Here is a 19,547-nt window from a genome sequence, read left to right as displayed (position 1 = left end):
TGTTGGTGCAGTGGTATCGGTATAACTTTGCTGTGTGGCACTAGAGGTATTACCTGCTGTATCGGTTGCCGTTGCACTCACATTGCCCGAAGTTTGTGGGGTGCTAGATGCCGTTGAGTAAGTCCCACCTGTGCCTACATTTGCCGTTGAGGTTGTACCATCAGGGTAAGTCACTTTAACTGTACTATTTGGCTCTGCTTGACCACTGACAGTAATTGTCCCGTCGTCGTTACCTTTGACTGCAGTGTCACTTGGTGCTGTTGGTGCAGTGGTATCGGTATAACTTTGCTGTGTAGCACTAGAAGTATTACCTGCTGTATCGGTTGCCGTTGCACTTACATTGCCTGAGGTTTGTGGAGTACTAGATGTCGTTGAATAACTGCCATCTGTACTTGCGGTTGCCGTTGAGGTTGTACCATCAGGGTAAGTCACTTTAACCGTGCTATTTGGCTCTGCCTGACCACTGACGGTTACTGTACCGTCGTCGTTACCTTTGATTGCAGTGTCACTTGGTGCTGTTGGTACAGTGGTATCGGTATAACTTTGCTGTGTGGCACTAGAGGTATTACCTGCTGTATCGGTTGCCGTTGTACTCACGTTGCCCGAGGTTTGTGGGGTGCTAGATGTCGTTGAGTAAGTCCCATCTGTGCCTGCGGTTGCCGTTGATGTTGTGCCATCAGGATACGTTACTTTAACCGTACTATTCGGCTCTGCCTGACCACTGACAGTGATTGTTCCATCGTCATTACCTTTAATTGCAGTATCACTTGGTGCTGTTGGTGCAGTGGTATCGGTATAACTTTGCTGTGTAGCACTAGAGGTATTGCCTGCTACATCCGTTGCCATTGCACTCACATTGCCCGAGGTTTGTGGGGTGCTAGATGTCGTTGAATAACTCCCATTTGTACCTACGGTTGCCGTTGAGGTTGTACCATCAGGATACGTGACTTTAACTGTACTATTTGGCTCTGCTTGACCACTGACAGTAATTGTACCATCCTTATTTGCCAAGATATTAGAAACTAAAGGTTGATCTGGAGCAGTTCGGTCAACATAGTTTTGATTAAGAGATGGAGAACTATTACCACTAGCATCTGTTGTTACAACTGATAAATTACCTGAATTTTGTGGCGTAGAAGAAGTAATACTATAAGCTCCATTATCGGTAGCTTTTACAGTTGCTGTTGTACCATCAGGATAGGTCACTTTGACAGTCGTATTTGGTTCCACTATGCCAGATACCGTGACAGTTCCATCAGTATTTCCTGTAATTTTGGTATCTGTTGGCTGTGATGGGGCCGTTGTATCTTCATAAGTAATTTGATTTATTGCTGATGTATTGCCAGATGCATCTGTAGAGGAAACACTCACTTCTCCAGAACTTTGTGGGTTCGCAGAAATAACGCTGTAATGGCCTGTACTTGATGATGTAATAGTTGAACTTGTACCATCGGGATACGTGACTTTTACTACACTATTTGGTTCGGTTGTGCCACTTACAGTTAATGTGCTATTTGGATTGGTTATTACCATTGACGTTGGTAATGAAGGAGGAGTTTGATCTACATAATTTTGTTCAACCAATACTGATTGGTTACCTGCAACATCTGTTGCACGGACTTTTACTTGACCTGTAGGTTGTACATCCACAGAAGTCGTTGTAAAAACTCCAGTACTATCAATGGTAACTGTTTGGGCTAAACCATTTGGATAGATAATCTTAACATGACTACCCACCTCAGCTGTTCCTGTTACTGTAAGATAGCCTTTATCGTCAGCATGTATTGTTACATTAGGTGCTTCCGGTGCAACACGATCAATAAAATTTTTTGTGACTGTAGGAGATACATTGCCTAAAGAATCCTTAACAATAACACTAACTGCTCCAGTGGTTTGTGGTGTAGGGGATGTTGTACTAAAACTACCATCACCATTTGCAATAGTTACGACTTTTTGTCCGTTAGGATATGTAATATCAATTTCATAATTTGCTTGGCTTTGCCCTGCCACCGTAATAGTTCCATCTTGATTTGCTGTCAGATTTACACTCGGTTTTGTTGGCTTATTTATATTTGAAGTAACCATTTCAATTTATTGTCCTATGTTCATTATTGTATGACAAATTTTGAGTTATACCGATTAACTTTTAGGTTGCTTTACACCTATTTTTTTGTGTCTTACTATAAAGCAACACATCATCGCCACTACCTCATCTCGTCAACAATTATTTAAATTTTCTAATCACATTTATAGAATACGCTTGCACAATAAAAAAACAATTGAGCTCCTTTTCCGTGATGAAAATAGGTTGATTTTCAAATGTAAAAAAATCAACCTAAATATTTGATTTTATTTGTATTATATCATAAAAATTTAATGTATAAAAAATGTAATTAACCCTTATCATCACAAAGAATTAATTTCATTATCATTATTAACTATTTTTAAATATCCAACACGAAGACTAAAATCTCCTTGATCTGTAAGTTTAAAATATTTTTTAACTTGATCACACGCGTTTTTCTGGAGAAATTGCAAAGTTTCTATACTACTTTGCGGGGGTGCCATACGCTCAATCCATGTAGCAAAATTTAAATATAAATTCTGCATTTGAAAGTTCCGTATTTCTAATTGTGCCTGTTCAGCAATATCACTCCACTCAGGTAATGAATAATTTTTAACATGACTTGGATCGCGTATAAATTCTATCGTTTGTAAAAAAGTATTGAAAATTGGTGTGTTCGAGCTCATTGTATCGATTAAAATAAAAACGCCATTAGGTTTAAGTACACGCTTAATTTCTTGTACTGCTTGATGAATATCTTGCCAGTGGTGAGCAGAATATCGACTTATCACCACATCAAAACTTGCTGATTGAAACGGTAACTGTTCTGCCACGCCTTGCTGCGTTTTAATATTCTTTAACTGTTTTTCTTGTACCGTATGCCTAACTATCTCAAGCATATCGTTAGATAAGTCATAAGCAATCACATTTTGTACATAAGATGCTATGTTGTAACTTACGTGTCCACCACCACAACCTAAATCAAGTACATGATCCGTTGGCTTAACTTCTTTTAAAATTTTAGTAAACTCTTCACCTGTTGCGTGTACTTGGCTATTTAAATACTGTTGAGCTTTACCTTGGTATTGTTGCGCATTAATTTGATGTACACTTTTCATATTCGTTCTCCTTTATTTCTAACTTAAAGCAAATTTTAGAGAACAAAAAATGATTAATTTATTCATAAATCATAACTTATTTTTATAATAGAGCGTAAAAATGAAACTTGCTGAAGCCTTACTTTTAAGAAGTGATATGCAGAAAAAACTCGCTTCATTACAACAACGTATTCAACAAAATGTACTTATTCAAGAGGGAGATACACCAAGTGAAGACCCTCAAACTCTAATAAATGAAGCCATACAAACCAACCAAGCACTGTATGATCTTATCGAAAAAATTCATCTGACCAATGCTCAGACACAAATGCCAAATGGGCAACCATTAATTAACTTACTTAACAAGCGAGATCGTTTAATTGCAGAACACAGAATTTTACAACATGCGCTAGACCATGCTCAGCGTGATTCTGAACGTTATAGTATGCGTGAAATTAAATGGTTAAAAACAATTTCTATTGCAAAAATTCAAAAACAAGCTGATGATATTAGTGCGTCACTTAGACAGCTCAATGTAGAAATCCAAGCCATGAATTGGCAGGTCGATTTAGTCTAATACGTAGCATATTGGGCGAGTACAAAACCGTTTTTTACTGCTTTTTACGGATTTAATAAAGCAACTTGCTAGAGATAAAGCATCTATCTCGCCTCTTTTACTTTTTAGATGCATCACTCTTTAGACGTTATTTTTTAAAATTTATCATTTACTACCATGTACTGACAATATGCTTTATTCCATCTCACACGAAGGGTATTTATGCACCATTTTTCTACTGATGAAACATCACGTATCATTGAAATGGCATGGGAAGATCGCACACCTTTTGAAGCCATCGAAAATCTTTACGGCCTCAATGAATCTGCCGTGATTCAACTTATGCGCTCATCTCTTAAAGAAAGCAGTTTTAAATTATGGCGTAAGCGCGTAACCAATCGTAAAACGAAGCATTTAAAACTACGTTCACCTGAGATAAACCGTGGCTATTGCTCTAGACAATATAAGTTATAAATTAAAGGCTTGTTGTAAGCCTTTCTCACTGTTTTTCATTTCTTGTTTTAGCCATTTTAAAAAAATTATTTTTCTATCATCTTGCTCAAAATGTGTATTAGACAGTAAATAGTAGGCCGAACCATCTTTAAAAATTGGCTCAACAATATCTAACATTTCGTACTTTAATTCTTTTTCAATCATATAACCTGAAAGCATTGTTTTCCCTAAACCGGCTAAACACCCCTCTAAGCATAAATAAAAATGCTCAAACTCTAATATTTCATCATTTTTGCCCTGTGTATATTTAAAATTTGGACGAGATGTTGAGCGTAAAATTTTATTTTCTGTATTATTTTTTGCTTTGACAACAAGCATATATTCATCAATAATTTTTTCGCTAAATAATGTATCTTTCCATTTAAAGTCATTACGTCTTAATGCTAAATCAATTTGTCCACTTTCAAAATCTACACTGCCTCCTGCTGTCAGAAGTACCACATTAAAATCACTTTTAAATGTTGCTAAGCGTGGAATTAACCATTTCATTGCAATAGTCGATTCACAAGAAAGTACTAATGGTTTAGGTGTATTTTGTTTTTTAGTGATATCGACTAAACAGTCATCTAATTGTACAAATATAGTTTGGCAGGTTTGATAAAGTTGTTTACCTGATTGTGTTAAATATAATTTTTTCTGAACTCTATCAAAAAGTTGAACATTCATCATTTCTTCTAAATTTTTTAATTGTTTACTTACAGCACTTTGTGTCACGCATAATTTTTCTGCTGCATTTGTAACACTACCCGTTTGAGCAATCATATAAAAATATTTAAGTGCATTTAAAGACAGTTTTTCTATCATTCCACAATCTCATGAACGATGAGGAGAATTTATCAATTTCTATTCAGCTAATTCTAGCTAAAATCAGACGTACAATAAAACGTATGAGCAAAATAAATTGAATACTATCGCGAAAAATTTAAATGATAATTTATGCCTATTTCAGAACAATTCTGAATATTCAAAAAAATCTAGTGGGTTAATTGGCAGCTTTTCAATAATGATAAAGCTTAGTTTTAAGCAGGAGAAACAGCTATGACTGAACTTTACGCTGTTATTTTGATTACCCTGCTTGCTGTTATAAGCCCTGGTGCAGATTTTGCAATTGTAACAAAAAATAGTTATTTATATGGTAAGAAAACAGGACTATTGACTGCAGTAGGCATTTCTTTAGGAGTACTGACTCATGTGACCTATACACTTTTTGCCATAGGTTTTGTAATGGCATATACCCCATATATACTGAATTTTATCAAATATATAGGCGCATTCTATCTTGTATATATTGGTTATAAAACATTTACTCAGGCAATTATTTTAGATCAAAACTCTAGTCAGACTTTAACGCCTTTTTCGGCTTTAAAATATGGCTTCTTTACCAATGCTTTAAACCCTAAAACGACATTATTTGTGATTAGTACATACACCCAAATTGTAAGTCCACAAACCAATGAATTTTTACTGATTGGTTATGGTTTATTTATGTCATTTGCTCATTTTATTTGGTTTGGTATTTTAGCAATTGTATTTTCTACACAAAATCTCAGACAAAAAATGATTCAAAAACAAAAAGTCATTAATAAGATAATCGGTAGCATACTTACTGTTCTTGGGATATCTCTTCTTTTTGTTAGTTTTAAATAGTCATCAGATGTAAAATATTAATTTAGCGTATTTCCCAAAGAATAATTTTCATAAAATATTACCATTTAAATGAAAAAGCATGCGAAAACTTAAGTATATAAAGATATCTTTGAGTAAATAGATATTTAATGTATTTCGCTAAGACTATTTAGGTAAACAGTTAGTAGAGTTTGATATAGCATATTAAAATTCTATTGACCCTATGAGAGTTAACCAATGAAAAGACTTAACTTTACTGAGTTAAACCAATATTTACCCGAATTTGATCAAGTAGAAAAATTTGATATTGATTATAATTACATTGAAGCTAGTTACACTCTGACTTTGATTTTTTCAAAAGATCTTTTTTCTCAAGATACAAAAAAATTACTCATTGAGTTTTCAAATATTTCAGATTTGTCTTTAAAAAATAGTTTTCTAAATAACTTCCAACAATTTATGTCTTTAGTTATAGAAAAAGATAATAATCAATGGGAAAACGTTAACTATAGAATTTCGCAAGTTGAAGATGAAAATATAGCTTTTAAATGTAAAAATATCTTAAGTTACTTAATATAAGATTTATATAATCCCTCTAGTGGGGTTATTATATCTCGGCACATAGACCGCATACGGTACTGTTGTTGCTGAATACCCTTTAAATGTTCCATCCACTCAATTGGGCGTATAGAAGCAAACAGGCGTTTACCAAAGACAGGATAAATATGTTTTTCTAATGCACCTTTATTACGGCTCATGATACCCACTTGCCTTGTTTTGTGGCCAACCATTCTTTTGCTAAGGCTTCAAAAGTGGCAGTGTGTTGCTCTCATTCTTGTATCTTACGTTGTTGCTTGGTAATGATGGGGTTCTCGCCCTTGCCTATATCTGTAATGAGTTCTAAAGCTTTCTTCCGTGCAAGCTGTCCGTCTATTTTGGGCTAACCACCAATGCCTAACCAAGACCACTTGCTACAAAGCTTTTTCTATCTTAACTGCCAAGACTTATTGCTATTCTTCTGCACAAAGAAATACAAGCCATTGCCGTTTAATTCCCGATAATCTTTATCTTCAGGTTCTAGGCTTGCCAATGTGATATCTGCCATTGGCCGTTTCTTGATAGTGGTACGTTTCATTGTCCTGTATCACAGCGAGTTAGGTTTTTAGGCAATGATACAAAGAGTGATACATGCTAATCAATGCTGTATACAGGCATGATTATTTATATTTGGGCATAAAAAAAGGCTCAACCCCTTTAAGGTTAAGCCTTTCCGATCTGTATAACTCATATTAAGTTATATAAATCTAAGTGTATGGTGGAGATGGCGGGAGTTGAACCCGCGTCCGCCAGCATTACGCTCCAGAATACTACATGCTTAGATATCGTCTATTGTTTTAATGCTTAAAGACCCGACGAACAGGGTTAAAAGCACGATCCTTTAAGTTTGGTATAAAGCCCCAAGGCATGACTTTATACGGACTTGTGTGCGTGCGCTTCGGTCGGACTACCAGACCACAAGTATTCTAGTAGGCGGACAAACTGCCCTTAGGCAGCTAGAGCGTAAGATTCGTCGTTTGCGACTATAAAATTGCAAATTTTATTTACGAGAGAAAATGCGCTCTCGGCATGCATCTATGAGTTTCATCACCAGCGTCGAAGCCAATAACATCCCCATGTATGTTTTGCTACTATAACATAACTTTTAGAAAATTCAACTCAATGCACCTGACTTGTATCAACAGCTTTAGGTTTTGGACATAACCAAATAATCATGGCTCCCACTAAAAACACCAAAGCGAATACTAAAAATACATGGTCTGCTGCCATTGTCAGCGTTTCTTTATCTACAAGACTTGAAATCTGTGCAATTGCACCTTCATAGCTAAAGCCTTGGCTCATGAGTTCGTTAACAGTTGGTTGAGCATGTAAGTTTGATACAATTTCACTACGAGAAATTTTAGCATGATCATCCCAGATCGTTACAGATAGCGACGCACCAATTGCGCCACCTATTGTTCTTACAAAACTCATTAAACCTGCAGCAGATGCCATTTCACTTGAATTTACACAGCTTAATGCAATGCTATTGAGTGGAATAAAGAAAAATGGAACACCAAAGCCTTGTAAAATTTGAGGAAGTGCAAGCGTCATAAAATCAGCTTCATTCGTCCAAAATGCACGCATGAGTGTTACACCACCTAATAAAAACAAACCAAAACTTGCCAATGCTCTCGGGTCAACTTTAGTAGATAGTTTAGCCACCACTGGCGACATGGTAATACTACCAAAGCCCATTGTTGCAGTAAGGTAGCCTGCCCACGTAGCTGTATACCCCATATTGGTTTGTAACCATTGTGGAATAAGCACAATACTGCCAAAAAATGCCCCAAATCCAAATGCAAGAGTTAGCACAGCAACGGAGTAACCCAAATGCCTAAAGATCTTAACATTTACAATGGGGTTCTTTTCTGTTGCTTCCCAAATAATAAATACAATAAATCCAATAAGTGCTGTAATTCCTAACCCTGTTACAAATGGATTAGAAAACCAATCACGCTCATGCCCTAAATCTAGCATGAGCTGTAATGAACCTACCGAGATAATCAGTAGAATAAGCCCGACTAAATCTATCTTTTCATGCAATGTTTTAGTTTCAGCAGGTTTCAGCAATTTCAATGTTCCAAGCACACATAAAATGCCCACTGGAATATTAATAAAAAAGATCCAATGCCATGACATATTGTCACTGATCCAACCGCCTAAAATAGGACCAATTACAGGACCTACCACAGTCGTCATTGCCCATAACCCCATGGCTTGAGCATGTTTTTCAGGTGGGTAAATTCGCATAAGTAGCGTTTGGCTGAGTGGCATTAATGGACCACCAAACAATCCTTGCCCAATACGACAGGCGACTAACATTTCTAAAGAGGTAGATAAACCACAAAATATAGAAAATATTGTAAAGCCTGCTAAACAGGTCGCAAATGTACGCACTGTACCGAAACGCCCTGCCAACCAACCTGTAAGAGGAACACAAATTGCTTCTGCAACAGCGTAGGATGTCACCACCCACGTTCCTTGAGAAGACGAAACAGCAAGACTACCTGTAATATGTGGAATAGATACATTGGCAATGGTGGTATCTACCACAACCATAAAGTTTGCTAATGCCAACACAAAGGTCGCAAGTAAGAGCTTACCGCCTGTTAGGTCACCAAACGGTTTAAAGTTACTCATGGTGATGCCAAATCGACTTTAGCAGTCATTGATAAGCCCACGCGCAGTGGATGTTGTTGTAATTCTTTTGAATCTAACTCAACTCTTACAGGCAAACGCTGTACAACTTTAATCCAATTACCTGTTGCATTTTGAGCAGGAATTAACGCAAAAGAAGCCCCAGTTCCACCTGAAAAACCAACTACTTTACCGTGATAAACCACACCACTGCCATACAAATCAGACGTTAACGTCACTTTTTGACCTACACGTACTTTTTCAAGTTGGCTTTCTTTAAAGTTAGCATTCACATACAGTTTATTTAAAGGTACAACCAACATAAGTGATGAGCTTGGGGTTACTGTTTGCCCAATTTGAGCTGTACGATTGGTAATCACACCATCAACAGGTGCACGGATAATAGTACGTTCTAAGTTAAGCTTTGCCTGATCAAGTTTTGCTTGTGCTGCTAAAACATCAGGAGTGCTGTGTTGTGTTGTCCCCTGAATAAGTGCCTCATTTGCAGCTAAATTACTTTGTGCCACTTTTTGTTGAGACATTGCTTGCGATAACCCTGCTTGAGCCAAATCTAAATTTGCTTTTGCAGTATTAAGTGCATTTTGTGCCGTACTCAATTCTTCTTTAGAAATTGCACCCGAAGCACTTAAGTCTGCACGGCGTTTAAAATCGGCTTGTGCTTTTTGTACATCAGCTTGTGCTTTTGTGACTTGTGCACGTTGGCTGGTAATCGCATCATCACTTGCATAAATTTGTGAAGATAGGGATTTACTGTTTGCCTGTGTTTGTGTAAAACCACGTTGTACTTTAGCTAGGTCTGCTTCGGCTTGAGCCACTGCAATTTTGGCATCGCGGTCATCAATTTGAACCAATACATCACCTGTATGTACAGTCTGCGTATCTTCTACTAATACTTTTATAATTTGTCCACTCACCATAGAGTTGACTTGAGCAGTATCTGCGTCTACATAAGCATTATCTGTTTCTTCACTGTGATTTAAAAATAGCGCCCATACGGCATAAATAATTGCCCCAATAATGACAATAACCGCAACGAGCGATAGTAGTTTTTTTCGCTTATTTTGATTAGGCAGATTCTCTTCACTCATAGATTTAACCTACGTTGTGCACCACAAAACGTGCAAATTGAATTTTGATTGTTGGGCATTTTACTTAAAAAAAAATGATCGTGCGAGAATACATTAAAGGGCTTAGACAATAATCCTTTTAATGATCTTAAGCTTAACCAAGGAAACATTTATGTTAGTTATAGCAAGAATGTCTTAAAGAAAATTTAAAATAGTGCTTTTTTCCCAATCTCACTCAAAAGGTCTACAATAGATTTTTCTTTTTTGCTTGAGGTTGTGATGACTTATACTTTTAATCGTCCTGCTTTTCCTGCCACTCGCATGCGTCGTATCCGTAAAAATGATCAATTAAGATCGATGGTGCGCGAAACACATTTAACCGCAGATCACTTAATTTATCCTGTTTTTGTACTACCAGGTCTACAACAAAAACAAGAAATTCCTAGTATGCCAAACGTCCATCGTCTTTCGGCAGACCTTTTACTTAAAAAAGCAGAAACGTTGCTTGAACTTGGTGTATCTAAGCTTGCACTTTTTCCTGTTATTCCACAAGAACAAAAAAGTTTAACTGCCGAATCTGCTTGGCATTCAGATGGTTTAGTACAACAAACATGTCGTTTACTTAAAAAAGAACTTCCTGAAATGGTGCTCATCACTGATGGTGCATTAGACCCATACACCACACATGGGCAAGATGGCATTATTGATGAAACAGGCTATGTGCTTAACGATGAAACTGTTGAATGTTTAGTAAAACAAGCGCTCAGTCACGCTGAAGCAGGTGCAGACGTGATTGCGCCAAGTGATATGATGGACGGACGTATTGGTGCTATTCGCCAAGCTCTCGAAGCCAACGGACATATTTACACCAATATTATGGCGTATTCTGCAAAATATGCGTCAAGTTTTTATGGACCATTTCGTGATGCCGTAGGTTCATCAAGTAATTTAAAAGGTGGGAACAAATACAACTACCAAATGGATATTGGCAATCGTGCAGAAGCATTGCATGAAATTGCACTCGATATCCAAGAGGGTGCAGATATGGTGATTGTAAAACCAGGCTTACCTTATTTAGATATCGTACGCGAGGTTAAAGATAACTTTGGCTTGCCTACATTTGTTTATCAAGTCAGTGGTGAATATGCCATGATGACAAGTGCTATTGCAAATGGTTGGCTGTCTGATGATGTGATTATTGAAACATTGATGTCATGTCGTCGCGCAGGTGCTGATGGCATTTGGACTTACTTTGCAGAAGAAGCTGCAAGAAAACTTAAATAAATATCAGGGTCGACAACTTAAGTCGACCTTTTTGTTACAGAATATTCATTAAAATTTCATATTTTGAACGCATGATTAAAGTTAATTGAAATTGAGATTATATAAGCAATGAAAAAATTACTTTCTGTTTTAGCACTAGGTTTAACTGCTTCTGCATTTACAGCAACTGCAATGGCTGCACCACAACATATGCCAATGAAACCAGAACCGCGTCATCATGTTAAAAAACCAACACCAAAACATCATGTTAAAAAACATAAACCTGCACCAAAACATCATGTTAAAAAACCACAACCTCCTCGTGGTTAATCATAAAATGTAGGTTGGCATTCAATTGGGAAATTAACCGAATTGGCAATCATACATTCATGATGCGCTTGCTGATGCAATGTTTCGGCAAGCGTTTTATTACTTCCTAAAGCCAATTTAATTTGAGGCTTTAATATAATGTGCGTGATATGTCCTCTCCCCTCATCTTGCATATAACCTTCTGCACAATCAAAATACTCTAAAACACAAATATGGTTTACAGCACACAAATGCAAATACCATAATTTATGGCATGCCGATGCAGCGGCTACCAATAAATCTTCAGGATTCCACCGTGTTTTGTCTCCTAAATATACAGGATCAGCCGAGCCTAAAATCTTTTCTTTATCCAAATGAGTAATTTCAAAATTACGTTCGTAAGCACGATACGACGTTGTGCCCTGTCCTAAATTACCCGTCCATTGCACATTTACACGATATTGATGTATGGTCATTTTTTATATCCTGATCTAATTTATATGCTTAAAAAAGCACAACACTATCATGCCAAGGAAATTGTAGATGTTATTAAAAAGAGTATTTTTTCTTGTATTGCTGACCATAAAAATAATCAAGAGCTGATTGATGCGTGGATCGCAAATAAAACTGAGAAAAATTTAAAGAAATGGATATTAGAGAATCACTGTTATATTTATCTATTAGATCAAAATATTGTTGGTTTTTATTGTATGTCACCTTATGGTGAGCTTTTTCTAAACTATGTTCTACCTAATTTTCAACACAAAAAAATTGGTTCTCAACTTTTGATAAAACTGATTCAAGATTGTCAAAAATATCAAATCAAAAAAATTTACTTAGAATCTACTTTAACAGCATTTAATTTTTATCAGAAAAATTATTTTAGAATGACATCTTCAATTAAGGAGAATGATGAAATTGTGGCATATGCTATGGAGTTAAATAACTTCAACTCTATTTAAGCTTAAAGATATAAATTGTTTTTGATAACAAATACGGTTTACACAAAATTAAAAAAAATTGAGTTAATCACATTTTTTAGTAAGTTAGTGGTAAATATGCAATCTCAAAAACCTGATTATATATTTTTATTTAGCGTTTGATGATTATAGAACATCTGCATCATATATAAATATAAACGCTTACTTATGACAAAAAAATTTATTGCTTGGTTTATCTCTAAAAAAAATAGCGCTAGTATAAGAATATTAAAATTTTGTAGGTCACGTTATGTCTGTTCATTTTATTCATACATCTGACTGGCATTTAGGACAACTGTTTTATAACCATGCACGCGATTACGAACATCAACAATTTTTAGCGTGGTTACTTGAGAAAATTAAAGAAAAACAACCCCATGCACTTTTAATTTCGGGCGATATTTTTGATGTGATCAATCCTGCTTCGAGCGCCCAAAAACAACTTTATCAGTTTTTAGCAGATGCCCATGCGCTTGCCCCTCATATGCAAACGCTCATGATTGCAGGAAATCACGATTCAGGCTATCGTATTGAACAAGTTGAACCTTTACTCGAAAAATATAACGCTAAAACTGTAGGTGTTATTCGTTGGAACGAAGACAGAACACTTAATACAGATCATTTAATTATTCCAATTTACAAGCAAGAACAAATTGTAGCGTGGTGTGTCGCCCTTCCTTTTTTACGCCCTGCGGAAATTACAGGACGACAAGACCCATCTTCTGCAATTGAATATATTCATCACACATTGATTGAAGAAGCCAAACGACGTAAAACAGCAGATCAAGCCATTATTGTAATGTCACATGCGCATATGCAAGGTGGTGAAGAATCAGACTCTGAACGCCCTATAATTGTGGGACATCAAGAAGCGCTTTCTACTGATTTATTTGGTACAGATGTTGATTATGTTGCACTTGGACACCTACATAAACCACAAAAAGTACAAGAAACACATATTCGTTATAGTGGCTCCCCTATTCCACTGTCATTTAGCGAAGTCAACTATAAGCATCAAGTGGTAGAAGTAAAATTAGGAGCTAGCCCAAGTTTTGAACCTTTGTTTGTTCCGCGTACGGTCGAACTTTTACCGTTTAAAGACTCGCTTGAAATTGTCATGCAACAACTCAAGGCACTTGCACATCAAGAAAAGCCACTTGAACAACGCCCTTATATTGATATTGAATATACAAGCGATGTGCCACCACCTTTAGATTTACGCCAACAAATAGAACAAGCCCTACCAACCAATAGCTACCGTTTAGTGCGTATCTGCCGTAAATATCAAGCAAGTACAACGGATACCACTATTTCTAAAATTGACTTGGAACCACCAACACCCCAAGCTTTATTTGAACAGCTATGGGAAAAACAAGGCTATACCCCTGATGATGCAGTGATTCAGGACTTTTTAACTTTATTACATGATGCACAACAATAGGAACATCTGATGAAAATTTTACGCTTAGGTTTAAAAAACTTAGCCTCTTTATCAGGTGAACAAGAAATTTGTTTTGAAACAACACCACTTGCCCATGCAGGTTTAATTGCCATTACAGGTAAAACAGGTGCAGGAAAGTCGACTCTACTTGATGCCATGTGTTTGGCACTCTTTAACCAAGTGCCTCGCTTAACAGGTGCAGTGGGTAAAATTAAAGACTCAAGTGGTGAAGATGTTTCAATTAAAGATGCAAAACAAATTTTACGGCGTGGCTGTGTACAAGGGTATGCCGAGTTAGAGTTTATCGCTTTAGACCAAAAACGCTATTTAGCACGTTGGGATGTGCGCCGTACTCGTAATAAACCCGATGGTAACTTAAAACTTGAGCGTTTTGTAAAATGCTTAGACGATGGCAAAACCCTGACCCAAAAACTCAACGATTGTAATCCATGTATACAAGATTTAATTGGACTCACGTTTGAACAATTTACCCGTGCCGTATTGCTAGCACAATCTGAAGTAGGTGCATTTTTAAAAGCTAAAGATGAAGACCGTGCTAGTTTGTTAGAATATCTTACCAACTCCAATATTTTTAGCGTGGTTGGACAAGCGTCTTTTGAAAAAACCAAAAGCTACAAATTAGAACTAGAGAAAATTGAAAGTGTTTTAGGGCATATAGAACTGCTCAGTGATGATGAATACTATGAATTACAACAGCAAAAAGTTCAAACTCAAACAAAGCTAACCACGCTTCAAACCCAACAAAAGCAACTTGAGCAAGCACAACAATGGTATGTTGACGATCAAAAACAACAAATCAATATCCAACAACAACAAGATAGGTTACAAGCCCTTGAGCAACTTGATTTAACTGAAAAAAAACAACAACTACAACAATTAGAACAGTTTCAAGAAATCCGCGAAACCTATAGCAATATTGCACATGCCACAACCGAAAAAAACAATTACCAACAACAGCTCAAGCAAATCCAATCACAAGACATCACAGCACAATACCATCATGCTTTACAGCACATGCAAACTTGTGAGCAAAAATACAATACCGCACTAGAAGACTTTAAAACCTTACAACCGAGCATACAACAAGCACAACAACTCGACTTTAAACATACACAGCTCTTAGAAGACCATAAACATCAAAAACAAAAGTTAGAACAATACAAAACAGATGACTTAAAACAGCAGCTTGAGCAAACAGTATTACGCTTACAGCAACTTGAAACAACACATCAACACACCCAAACCAACCTAAACAATTTACAAGTAGGTCATTTACTTGATGAACCTAAATCTAATATTCAAAAGCTAGAGCAGTATGATGAACTGTGCCAAATTATTGGTAATACCCAAATCCAATTTATTGAAAATTTAGATAAAAAAATTGAACAAACACAACAAGAAATTGAGCAGCAACAAACTCAACTGCACTATGCGTATGCTTTACAACGTAGTATAGAAAACTATCAGAACTTAGTGAGCCAACACCAACAACAGCAAACACAACTTATTCAACTAAATGAACAACAAACACAACTCACTGCACAAGAACAACAAGCGCAACAATGCTACCAAACTGCCACCACTGACCTAGAGCATTTACAACGCATTTTAGAACAACAACGTTTGCTACATACTCAAAACGTCACACAACTACGTGAACAACTCAAACCACAGCAACCCTGTATGGTCTGTGGCAGTTTAGAACATCCTTTTGTAACGCAAGGCATTCAACAACTTCAAGACCAACAACTTGAACTTGCAATCCATCAACAAAAACAATCTTTAAACGAGTGGCAACAACTTCAAAAACAACTCAGTATTTGCACAACTCAAATTGAGCAACTTCAACCAATCGATCTAGAAAAAATAAAACAACAGATTGATCAAGACCTTCAACAAACAGGTTTAAAAACGATTGAGGAATGCAATACAACTGAATTTGAGAAACAGTTACAAGAAACGAAGCAAACACTTATCCAACTGCAAAAACAACACAAAATACAACATGCATTTGAGCAAAAACAAAATCTTGAGGCAAGCTTAGGTCATATCACTAATAGCAAACAACTCATTCAAAATATTAAACAAGCCATTCAATTACAAACGGCGCATCAGCAACAAAAAGAGCAAATCCAACAGTTACGCACAGATGTTGAAAAACAGCAACTTCATTACGATGCCCTACATACTCAACAGCAACAGCTTCAACAACAATTAGAGAATATTGAAAAATTAGGCAAAGAAAATAAACAAACACTCAAAGATTTACTAGCACCTCATACTCAAATGCAAAGCGGTGAAGCATGGTTAAATGAGCTAGAACATCACAATCATTGTTTAAACCAAACTTTTAAAGAAGCACAGCAACAACTGCAAACACGAGAGCAACTGTACAAACAACAACAGCAAGATATGGTTCGTACACAAGACCAAATTGACATGTGGCAACAACAGATTAACCATAATCAAAAAAAACAAACGCTATGGCTCAATCAGCACAGTCTTTTTACACCTAATCTCATTGAGTTTTGTTTAAAAACCCTAAACTATCAGGACTTACGTGATGAGATTAAACAAATTGAACAGCAACAACAACAGGCACGTACCCATCTTGATGTTCTTAAAAAACAGTATCAACAACACTTAGCATTACAACCTACTGTTACACACCAACAAATTAACCAACACCAAACAGAACTTCATCACACATTAAACGAGGCTCAACAGCAACTCGAACAAATTATGGCACAACTGATTGCACACCAGCAAGCACAAAAACAACATGCACAATACCAACAGCAAATTAGTCATTTGCAAGCCCAGCTCAATCGTTGGGGCAAAATTTCGCAAATCATTGGCAGTAGTGATGGCGCAAAATTTAAACGAGTGGCACAAGAGCATCATTTAGATATTTTAGTAGAATATGCCAACCAACAGCTTCAACCGCTTGCACCGCGTTATCAACTTAAACGTATTAGCGATAGTTTAGGACTTTCAATTATTGACCATGATATGAATGGGGAAATCCGTCCTGTCTTATCACTTTCGGGCGGAGAAACATTTTTAGTTTCTTTGGCTTTAGCACTTGCTATTGCTAATATGGCATCAGGTTCAATGAAACTCGAATCTTTATTTATTGATGAAGGTTTTGGTACGCTTGACCCAACATCACTGCATATTGTGATGGATGCTTTAGATCGTTTGCAAAGCCAAGGGCGTAAAGTGGTTTTAATTTCTCATGTACAAGAAATGCACGAGCGCATTCCTGTACAAATTCAAGTTAAACCCACAGGTGCAGGAACAAGCCAAATTAGCGTTGTAGGCTAGCATGCCCTGCATTCGGTTTTAAACGTACTGCATCAATTAAAGCAAACAGTGAAATTCCTGCAATAATTAAAAATGTGATTTGAAAATCTTGCAAGGTAACCACGTTATGTTGCTGAACCTGCCCAACCATTTTGAGCAAGCATGCAGAAACTGCGACGCCCAAACCAAAACTAATGGGGAAAAACAAACTGGTCATGGTACTAGCATAACGCCTGTCTTGTGGCTTGATGTCTGCAAAGCCCATCGAGGTATAACAGGTAAATTGTAGAGAGCGTGTTAAACCACTCACAAACATCAAAAAAATCATACTCCACAAAGGTAACTGCGGACTAAATAACGCACAGCTTGCAATACTTAATGTACCTAATATCCCATTCACCAATAATACTTGCCTAAAACCAAAACGGCGCATGAGTGGCGTCGTAAAGGGTTTCATTGCCACATTCCCCACAAAAACTGCCAAAATAAGCAGCCCTGCATTCCATGCTGATAAGCCAAATGCCAATTGAAACATTAAAGGCAGTAAAAATGGTACGGCGCTCATGGTCATTCTAAACACCGAGCCACCCAACACACTTACCGAAAATGTCTGTTCTTTAAACGCATCAAACTTTAAAAGTGGATTTGTTTGACGGCGCATATAATATACAGCCAGCCAAAGTAACCCTAACCCTACAAGACTTAAAATAAGGTTTTGAATGTCCATGGCATACATAAAACTGCCACAAGCACTTGCTAATAAAATAAAACCGATAAAATCAAACTTTCCAATATCTGCTTGTTTTTCATTACTTACAAGGCGCAATGCAGCCAAGACACCTAAAATACCCAACGGCACATTAATTAAAAAAATCCATTGCCATGAAAAATGCGTCACTAAAAAACCACCCAAAGGCGGACCTAACACAGGTGCAATGAGTCCTGGCCATGTTACATATGCCATTGCTTGTACAAGTTCTTTTTTAGGCGTATGACGCACGACAACTAAACGCCCAACAGGCACCATCATGGCACCCCCTACACCTTGTAAAATTCGCGCAATTACAAATACCGTCAGATTTTCACTCATTGCACATAAAATAGATGCAAACGTAAACACCGCAATGGCACTTACAAAAATTATTTTTGCACCAAAGCGATCTGCAAGCCATCCACCCAATGGAATAAAAATAGCAACAGCCAACAAGTACGCACTCATACCAATATTTAAATCAATGGCATGCACACCAAATTGTGTTGCCATCGCAGGCAATGCCGTGGCGATAATATTGGCATCTAAGTTTTCCATAAAGAAAGTAAATGCGACTAATAATGCTAGAGGTTTATTCATGAACGTACACCAAACAGTGCTGTGCCTACTCGTACCATCGTAGAGCCTGCACCAATTGCTTCGCTTAAATCACCTGACATGCCCATGCTTAATGTATCCCAATCTTGAGGGTTAGCATGTGAGGTCTTCACTGTATCAAACAACTGTTTTGCTTGTGTAAATGCTTGAGTATTATTTGGTGCGGGAATAACCATCAGCCCACGTAAGCGAATCTGCGGTAAAACACTCATTTGTTTTACAAGATCAGCCACGTCATTGGGTAAACAACCATCTTTAGAATCTTGATGATCAATATTCACTTGAATACAAATATTGAGCTGAGGTAAATGCGCAGGACGTTGATTAGATAACCGCTGTGCAATAATAAAGCGGTCTACCCCGTGTACCCATGCAAAATTTTCGGCAATTTGTTTGGTTTTATTACGCTGTACATGCCCAATAAAATGCCATGTAATCTCTAAATCAGATAGATCGTGTATTTTGCCTAGAGCTTCTTGTAAATAGTTTTCGCCAAAACTGTGCTGTCCTGTTTCAAACATACTACGCACCACATCGCTCGACTGCTTTTTTGAAACAGCCAATAATTCTACATCCGCTGTTGAACGCTTTGCTAACTCACATGCAACGCGCACTTGCTCAAGCACGTTTTGTCTTGACTGCATCATACTCTTCTCGTCTTTTTTGGGCTTTTAAC

At 37.0% G+C, this 19,547-nt stretch carries 17 protein-coding genes, 1 other RNA gene and 1 pseudogene; 9 read left to right on the top strand and 10 right to left on the bottom strand.

Features of this window, described 5'->3' with window-relative positions; all coding sequences use genetic code 11:
* The coding region (locus PCI70_RS10470) for an Ig-like domain-containing protein (RefSeq protein ID WP_269915282.1) at window positions 1-2,085 on the bottom strand (2,085 nt) is incomplete at its 3' end.
* A 321-nt stretch (window positions 2,086-2,406) separates the two neighbouring features.
* A complete protein-coding gene (locus tag PCI70_RS10465) occupies window positions 2,407-3,183 on the bottom strand; it encodes a class I SAM-dependent methyltransferase (protein WP_269915281.1) in 777 nt (258 codons plus the stop codon).
* Between the two features lie 100 nt (window positions 3,184-3,283).
* Between PCI70_RS10465 and PCI70_RS10460 the strand changes: the two genes are divergently transcribed.
* Window positions 3,284-3,739 carry a DIP1984 family protein gene (locus tag PCI70_RS10460; protein WP_269915280.1) on the top strand — a complete coding sequence of 152 codons (456 nt, stop codon included), beginning with the start codon at window positions 3,284-3,286 and terminating at the stop codon, window positions 3,737-3,739.
* A 201-nt stretch (window positions 3,740-3,940) separates the two neighbouring features.
* Window positions 3,941-4,192, top strand: a complete 252-nt coding sequence (locus PCI70_RS10455) for a TIGR03643 family protein (protein ID WP_269915279.1) — start codon at window positions 3,941-3,943, stop codon at window positions 4,190-4,192.
* On the opposite strand, the gene PCI70_RS10450 is transcribed toward PCI70_RS10455, so the two are convergent.
* A complete protein-coding gene (locus PCI70_RS10450) occupies window positions 4,187-5,035 on the bottom strand; it encodes a LysR family transcriptional regulator (protein ID WP_269915278.1) in 849 nt (282 codons plus the stop codon). The genes PCI70_RS10455 and PCI70_RS10450 overlap by 6 nt on opposite strands.
* Window positions 5,036-5,269: 234 nt before the next feature.
* Between PCI70_RS10450 and PCI70_RS10445 the strand changes: the two genes are divergently transcribed.
* Both PCI70_RS10445 and PCI70_RS10440 read left to right on the top strand, forming a co-directional pair.
* Window positions 5,270-5,878 (top strand): LysE family translocator, encoded by a 609-nt coding sequence (locus PCI70_RS10445; protein WP_269915277.1) that lies wholly within the window; start codon window positions 5,270-5,272, stop codon window positions 5,876-5,878.
* 216 nt (window positions 5,879-6,094) lie between these two features.
* Window positions 6,095-6,436: a hypothetical protein gene (locus PCI70_RS10440; RefSeq protein WP_269915276.1), complete on the top strand. Its 342-nt coding sequence runs from the start codon at window positions 6,095-6,097 to the stop codon at window positions 6,434-6,436.
* Window positions 6,437-6,438: 2 nt separating this feature from the next.
* Here the strand turns inward: PCI70_RS10440 and PCI70_RS12140 are convergent.
* From PCI70_RS12140 to PCI70_RS10420, 4 genes and pseudogenes are all read right to left on the bottom strand, one after another.
* Window positions 6,439-6,992 (bottom strand): annotated as a pseudogene (locus tag PCI70_RS12140) (integrase arm-type DNA-binding domain-containing protein); the annotation flags it as partial.
* 178 nt (window positions 6,993-7,170) lie between these two features.
* Window positions 7,171-7,530: a transfer-messenger RNA gene (ssrA, locus tag PCI70_RS10430) on the bottom strand.
* A gap of 43 nt (window positions 7,531-7,573) precedes the next feature.
* Complete coding sequence (locus PCI70_RS10425; protein WP_269915274.1) at window positions 7,574-9,097, bottom strand: DHA2 family efflux MFS transporter permease subunit; 1,524 nt, start codon at window positions 9,095-9,097, stop codon at window positions 7,574-7,576.
* The gene (locus tag PCI70_RS10420; protein ID WP_269915273.1) at window positions 9,094-10,203 is read right to left on the bottom strand and encodes an HlyD family secretion protein; all 1,110 of its coding nucleotides are present in this window, start codon (window positions 10,201-10,203) and stop codon (window positions 9,094-9,096) included. The genes PCI70_RS10425 and PCI70_RS10420 overlap by 4 nt, the downstream gene beginning before the upstream one ends.
* Before the next feature lie 258 nt (window positions 10,204-10,461).
* Here PCI70_RS10420 and hemB point away from each other — a divergent pair, with 258 nt between their 5' ends.
* Together hemB and PCI70_RS10410 are read left to right on the top strand one after the other, a co-directional pair.
* Window positions 10,462-11,466 carry a porphobilinogen synthase gene (gene hemB / locus PCI70_RS10415; protein WP_269915272.1) on the top strand — a complete coding sequence of 335 codons (1,005 nt, stop codon included), beginning with the start codon at window positions 10,462-10,464 and terminating at the stop codon, window positions 11,464-11,466.
* Between the two features lie 108 nt (window positions 11,467-11,574).
* On the top strand, window positions 11,575-11,775 hold the full coding sequence (locus PCI70_RS10410; protein WP_269915271.1) for a hypothetical protein: 201 nt from the start codon (window positions 11,575-11,577) through the stop codon (window positions 11,773-11,775).
* On the opposite strand, the gene PCI70_RS10405 is transcribed toward PCI70_RS10410, so the two are convergent.
* Window positions 11,772-12,230 carry an OsmC family protein gene (locus tag PCI70_RS10405; protein WP_269915270.1) on the bottom strand — a complete coding sequence of 153 codons (459 nt, stop codon included), beginning with the start codon at window positions 12,228-12,230 and terminating at the stop codon, window positions 11,772-11,774. The two genes, PCI70_RS10410 and PCI70_RS10405, sit on opposite strands and share 4 nt — an antisense overlap.
* 24 nt (window positions 12,231-12,254) lie before the next feature.
* Between PCI70_RS10405 and PCI70_RS10400 the strand changes: the two genes are divergently transcribed.
* From PCI70_RS10400 to PCI70_RS10390, 3 genes are all read left to right on the top strand, one after another.
* Window positions 12,255-12,716 carry a GNAT family N-acetyltransferase gene (locus PCI70_RS10400; protein ID WP_269915269.1) on the top strand — a complete coding sequence of 154 codons (462 nt, stop codon included), beginning with the start codon at window positions 12,255-12,257 and terminating at the stop codon, window positions 12,714-12,716.
* 268 nt (window positions 12,717-12,984) lie between these two features.
* The gene (locus tag PCI70_RS10395) at window positions 12,985-14,175 is read left to right on the top strand and encodes an exonuclease SbcCD subunit D (RefSeq protein ID WP_269915268.1); all 1,191 of its coding nucleotides are present in this window, start codon (window positions 12,985-12,987) and stop codon (window positions 14,173-14,175) included.
* 9 nt (window positions 14,176-14,184) lie between these two features.
* Window positions 14,185-17,523: an AAA family ATPase gene (locus tag PCI70_RS10390; protein ID WP_269915267.1), complete on the top strand. Its 3,339-nt coding sequence runs from the start codon at window positions 14,185-14,187 to the stop codon at window positions 17,521-17,523.
* Here PCI70_RS10390 and PCI70_RS10385 read toward each other — a convergent pair.
* The gene (locus PCI70_RS10385; protein WP_269915266.1) at window positions 17,507-18,853 is read right to left on the bottom strand and encodes an MFS transporter; all 1,347 of its coding nucleotides are present in this window, start codon (window positions 18,851-18,853) and stop codon (window positions 17,507-17,509) included. The genes PCI70_RS10390 and PCI70_RS10385 overlap by 17 nt on opposite strands.
* Complete coding sequence (locus tag PCI70_RS10380) at window positions 18,850-19,518, bottom strand: YggS family pyridoxal phosphate-dependent enzyme (RefSeq protein ID WP_269915265.1); 669 nt, start codon at window positions 19,516-19,518, stop codon at window positions 18,850-18,852. The genes PCI70_RS10385 and PCI70_RS10380 overlap by 4 nt, the downstream gene beginning before the upstream one ends.
* Window positions 19,519-19,547: the final 29 nt, after the last annotated feature.

This window comes from Acinetobacter sp. HY1485, assembly GCF_027568475.1.
Taxonomy (GTDB): Bacteria; Pseudomonadota; Gammaproteobacteria; order Pseudomonadales; family Moraxellaceae; genus Acinetobacter.
This window is presented reverse-complemented; position numbering and strand designations above follow the sequence as displayed.

What these genes read in the sequence shown, in the direction of transcription:
- PCI70_RS10465 (WP_269915281.1), bottom strand. Translation starts at nt 3,183, where the DNA reads ATGAAAAGTGTACATCAAATTAATGCGCAACAATACCAAGGTAAAGCT.
- PCI70_RS10460 (WP_269915280.1), top strand. Translation starts at nt 3,284, where the DNA reads ATGAAACTTGCTGAAGCCTTACTTTTAAGAAGTGATATGCAGAAAAAA.
- PCI70_RS10455 (WP_269915279.1), top strand. Translation starts at nt 3,941, where the DNA reads ATGCACCATTTTTCTACTGATGAAACATCACGTATCATTGAAATGGCA.
- PCI70_RS10450 (WP_269915278.1), bottom strand. Translation starts at nt 5,035, where the DNA reads ATGATAGAAAAACTGTCTTTAAATGCACTTAAATATTTTTATATGATT.
- PCI70_RS10445 (WP_269915277.1), top strand. Translation starts at nt 5,270, where the DNA reads ATGACTGAACTTTACGCTGTTATTTTGATTACCCTGCTTGCTGTTATA.
- PCI70_RS10440 (WP_269915276.1), top strand. Translation starts at nt 6,095, where the DNA reads ATGAAAAGACTTAACTTTACTGAGTTAAACCAATATTTACCCGAATTT.
- PCI70_RS10425 (WP_269915274.1), bottom strand. Translation starts at nt 9,097, where the DNA reads ATGAGTAACTTTAAACCGTTTGGTGACCTAACAGGCGGTAAGCTCTTA.
- PCI70_RS10420 (WP_269915273.1), bottom strand. Translation starts at nt 10,203, where the DNA reads ATGAGTGAAGAGAATCTGCCTAATCAAAATAAGCGAAAAAAACTACTA.
- hemB (WP_269915272.1), top strand. Translation starts at nt 10,462, where the DNA reads ATGACTTATACTTTTAATCGTCCTGCTTTTCCTGCCACTCGCATGCGT.
- PCI70_RS10410 (WP_269915271.1), top strand. Translation starts at nt 11,575, where the DNA reads ATGAAAAAATTACTTTCTGTTTTAGCACTAGGTTTAACTGCTTCTGCA.
- PCI70_RS10405 (WP_269915270.1), bottom strand. Translation starts at nt 12,230, where the DNA reads ATGACCATACATCAATATCGTGTAAATGTGCAATGGACGGGTAATTTA.
- PCI70_RS10400 (WP_269915269.1), top strand. Translation starts at nt 12,255, where the DNA reads ATGCTTAAAAAAGCACAACACTATCATGCCAAGGAAATTGTAGATGTT.
- PCI70_RS10395 (WP_269915268.1), top strand. Translation starts at nt 12,985, where the DNA reads ATGTCTGTTCATTTTATTCATACATCTGACTGGCATTTAGGACAACTG.
- PCI70_RS10390 (WP_269915267.1), top strand. Translation starts at nt 14,185, where the DNA reads ATGAAAATTTTACGCTTAGGTTTAAAAAACTTAGCCTCTTTATCAGGT.
- PCI70_RS10385 (WP_269915266.1), bottom strand. Translation starts at nt 18,853, where the DNA reads ATGAATAAACCTCTAGCATTATTAGTCGCATTTACTTTCTTTATGGAA.
- PCI70_RS10380 (WP_269915265.1), bottom strand. Translation starts at nt 19,518, where the DNA reads ATGATGCAGTCAAGACAAAACGTGCTTGAGCAAGTGCGCGTTGCATGT.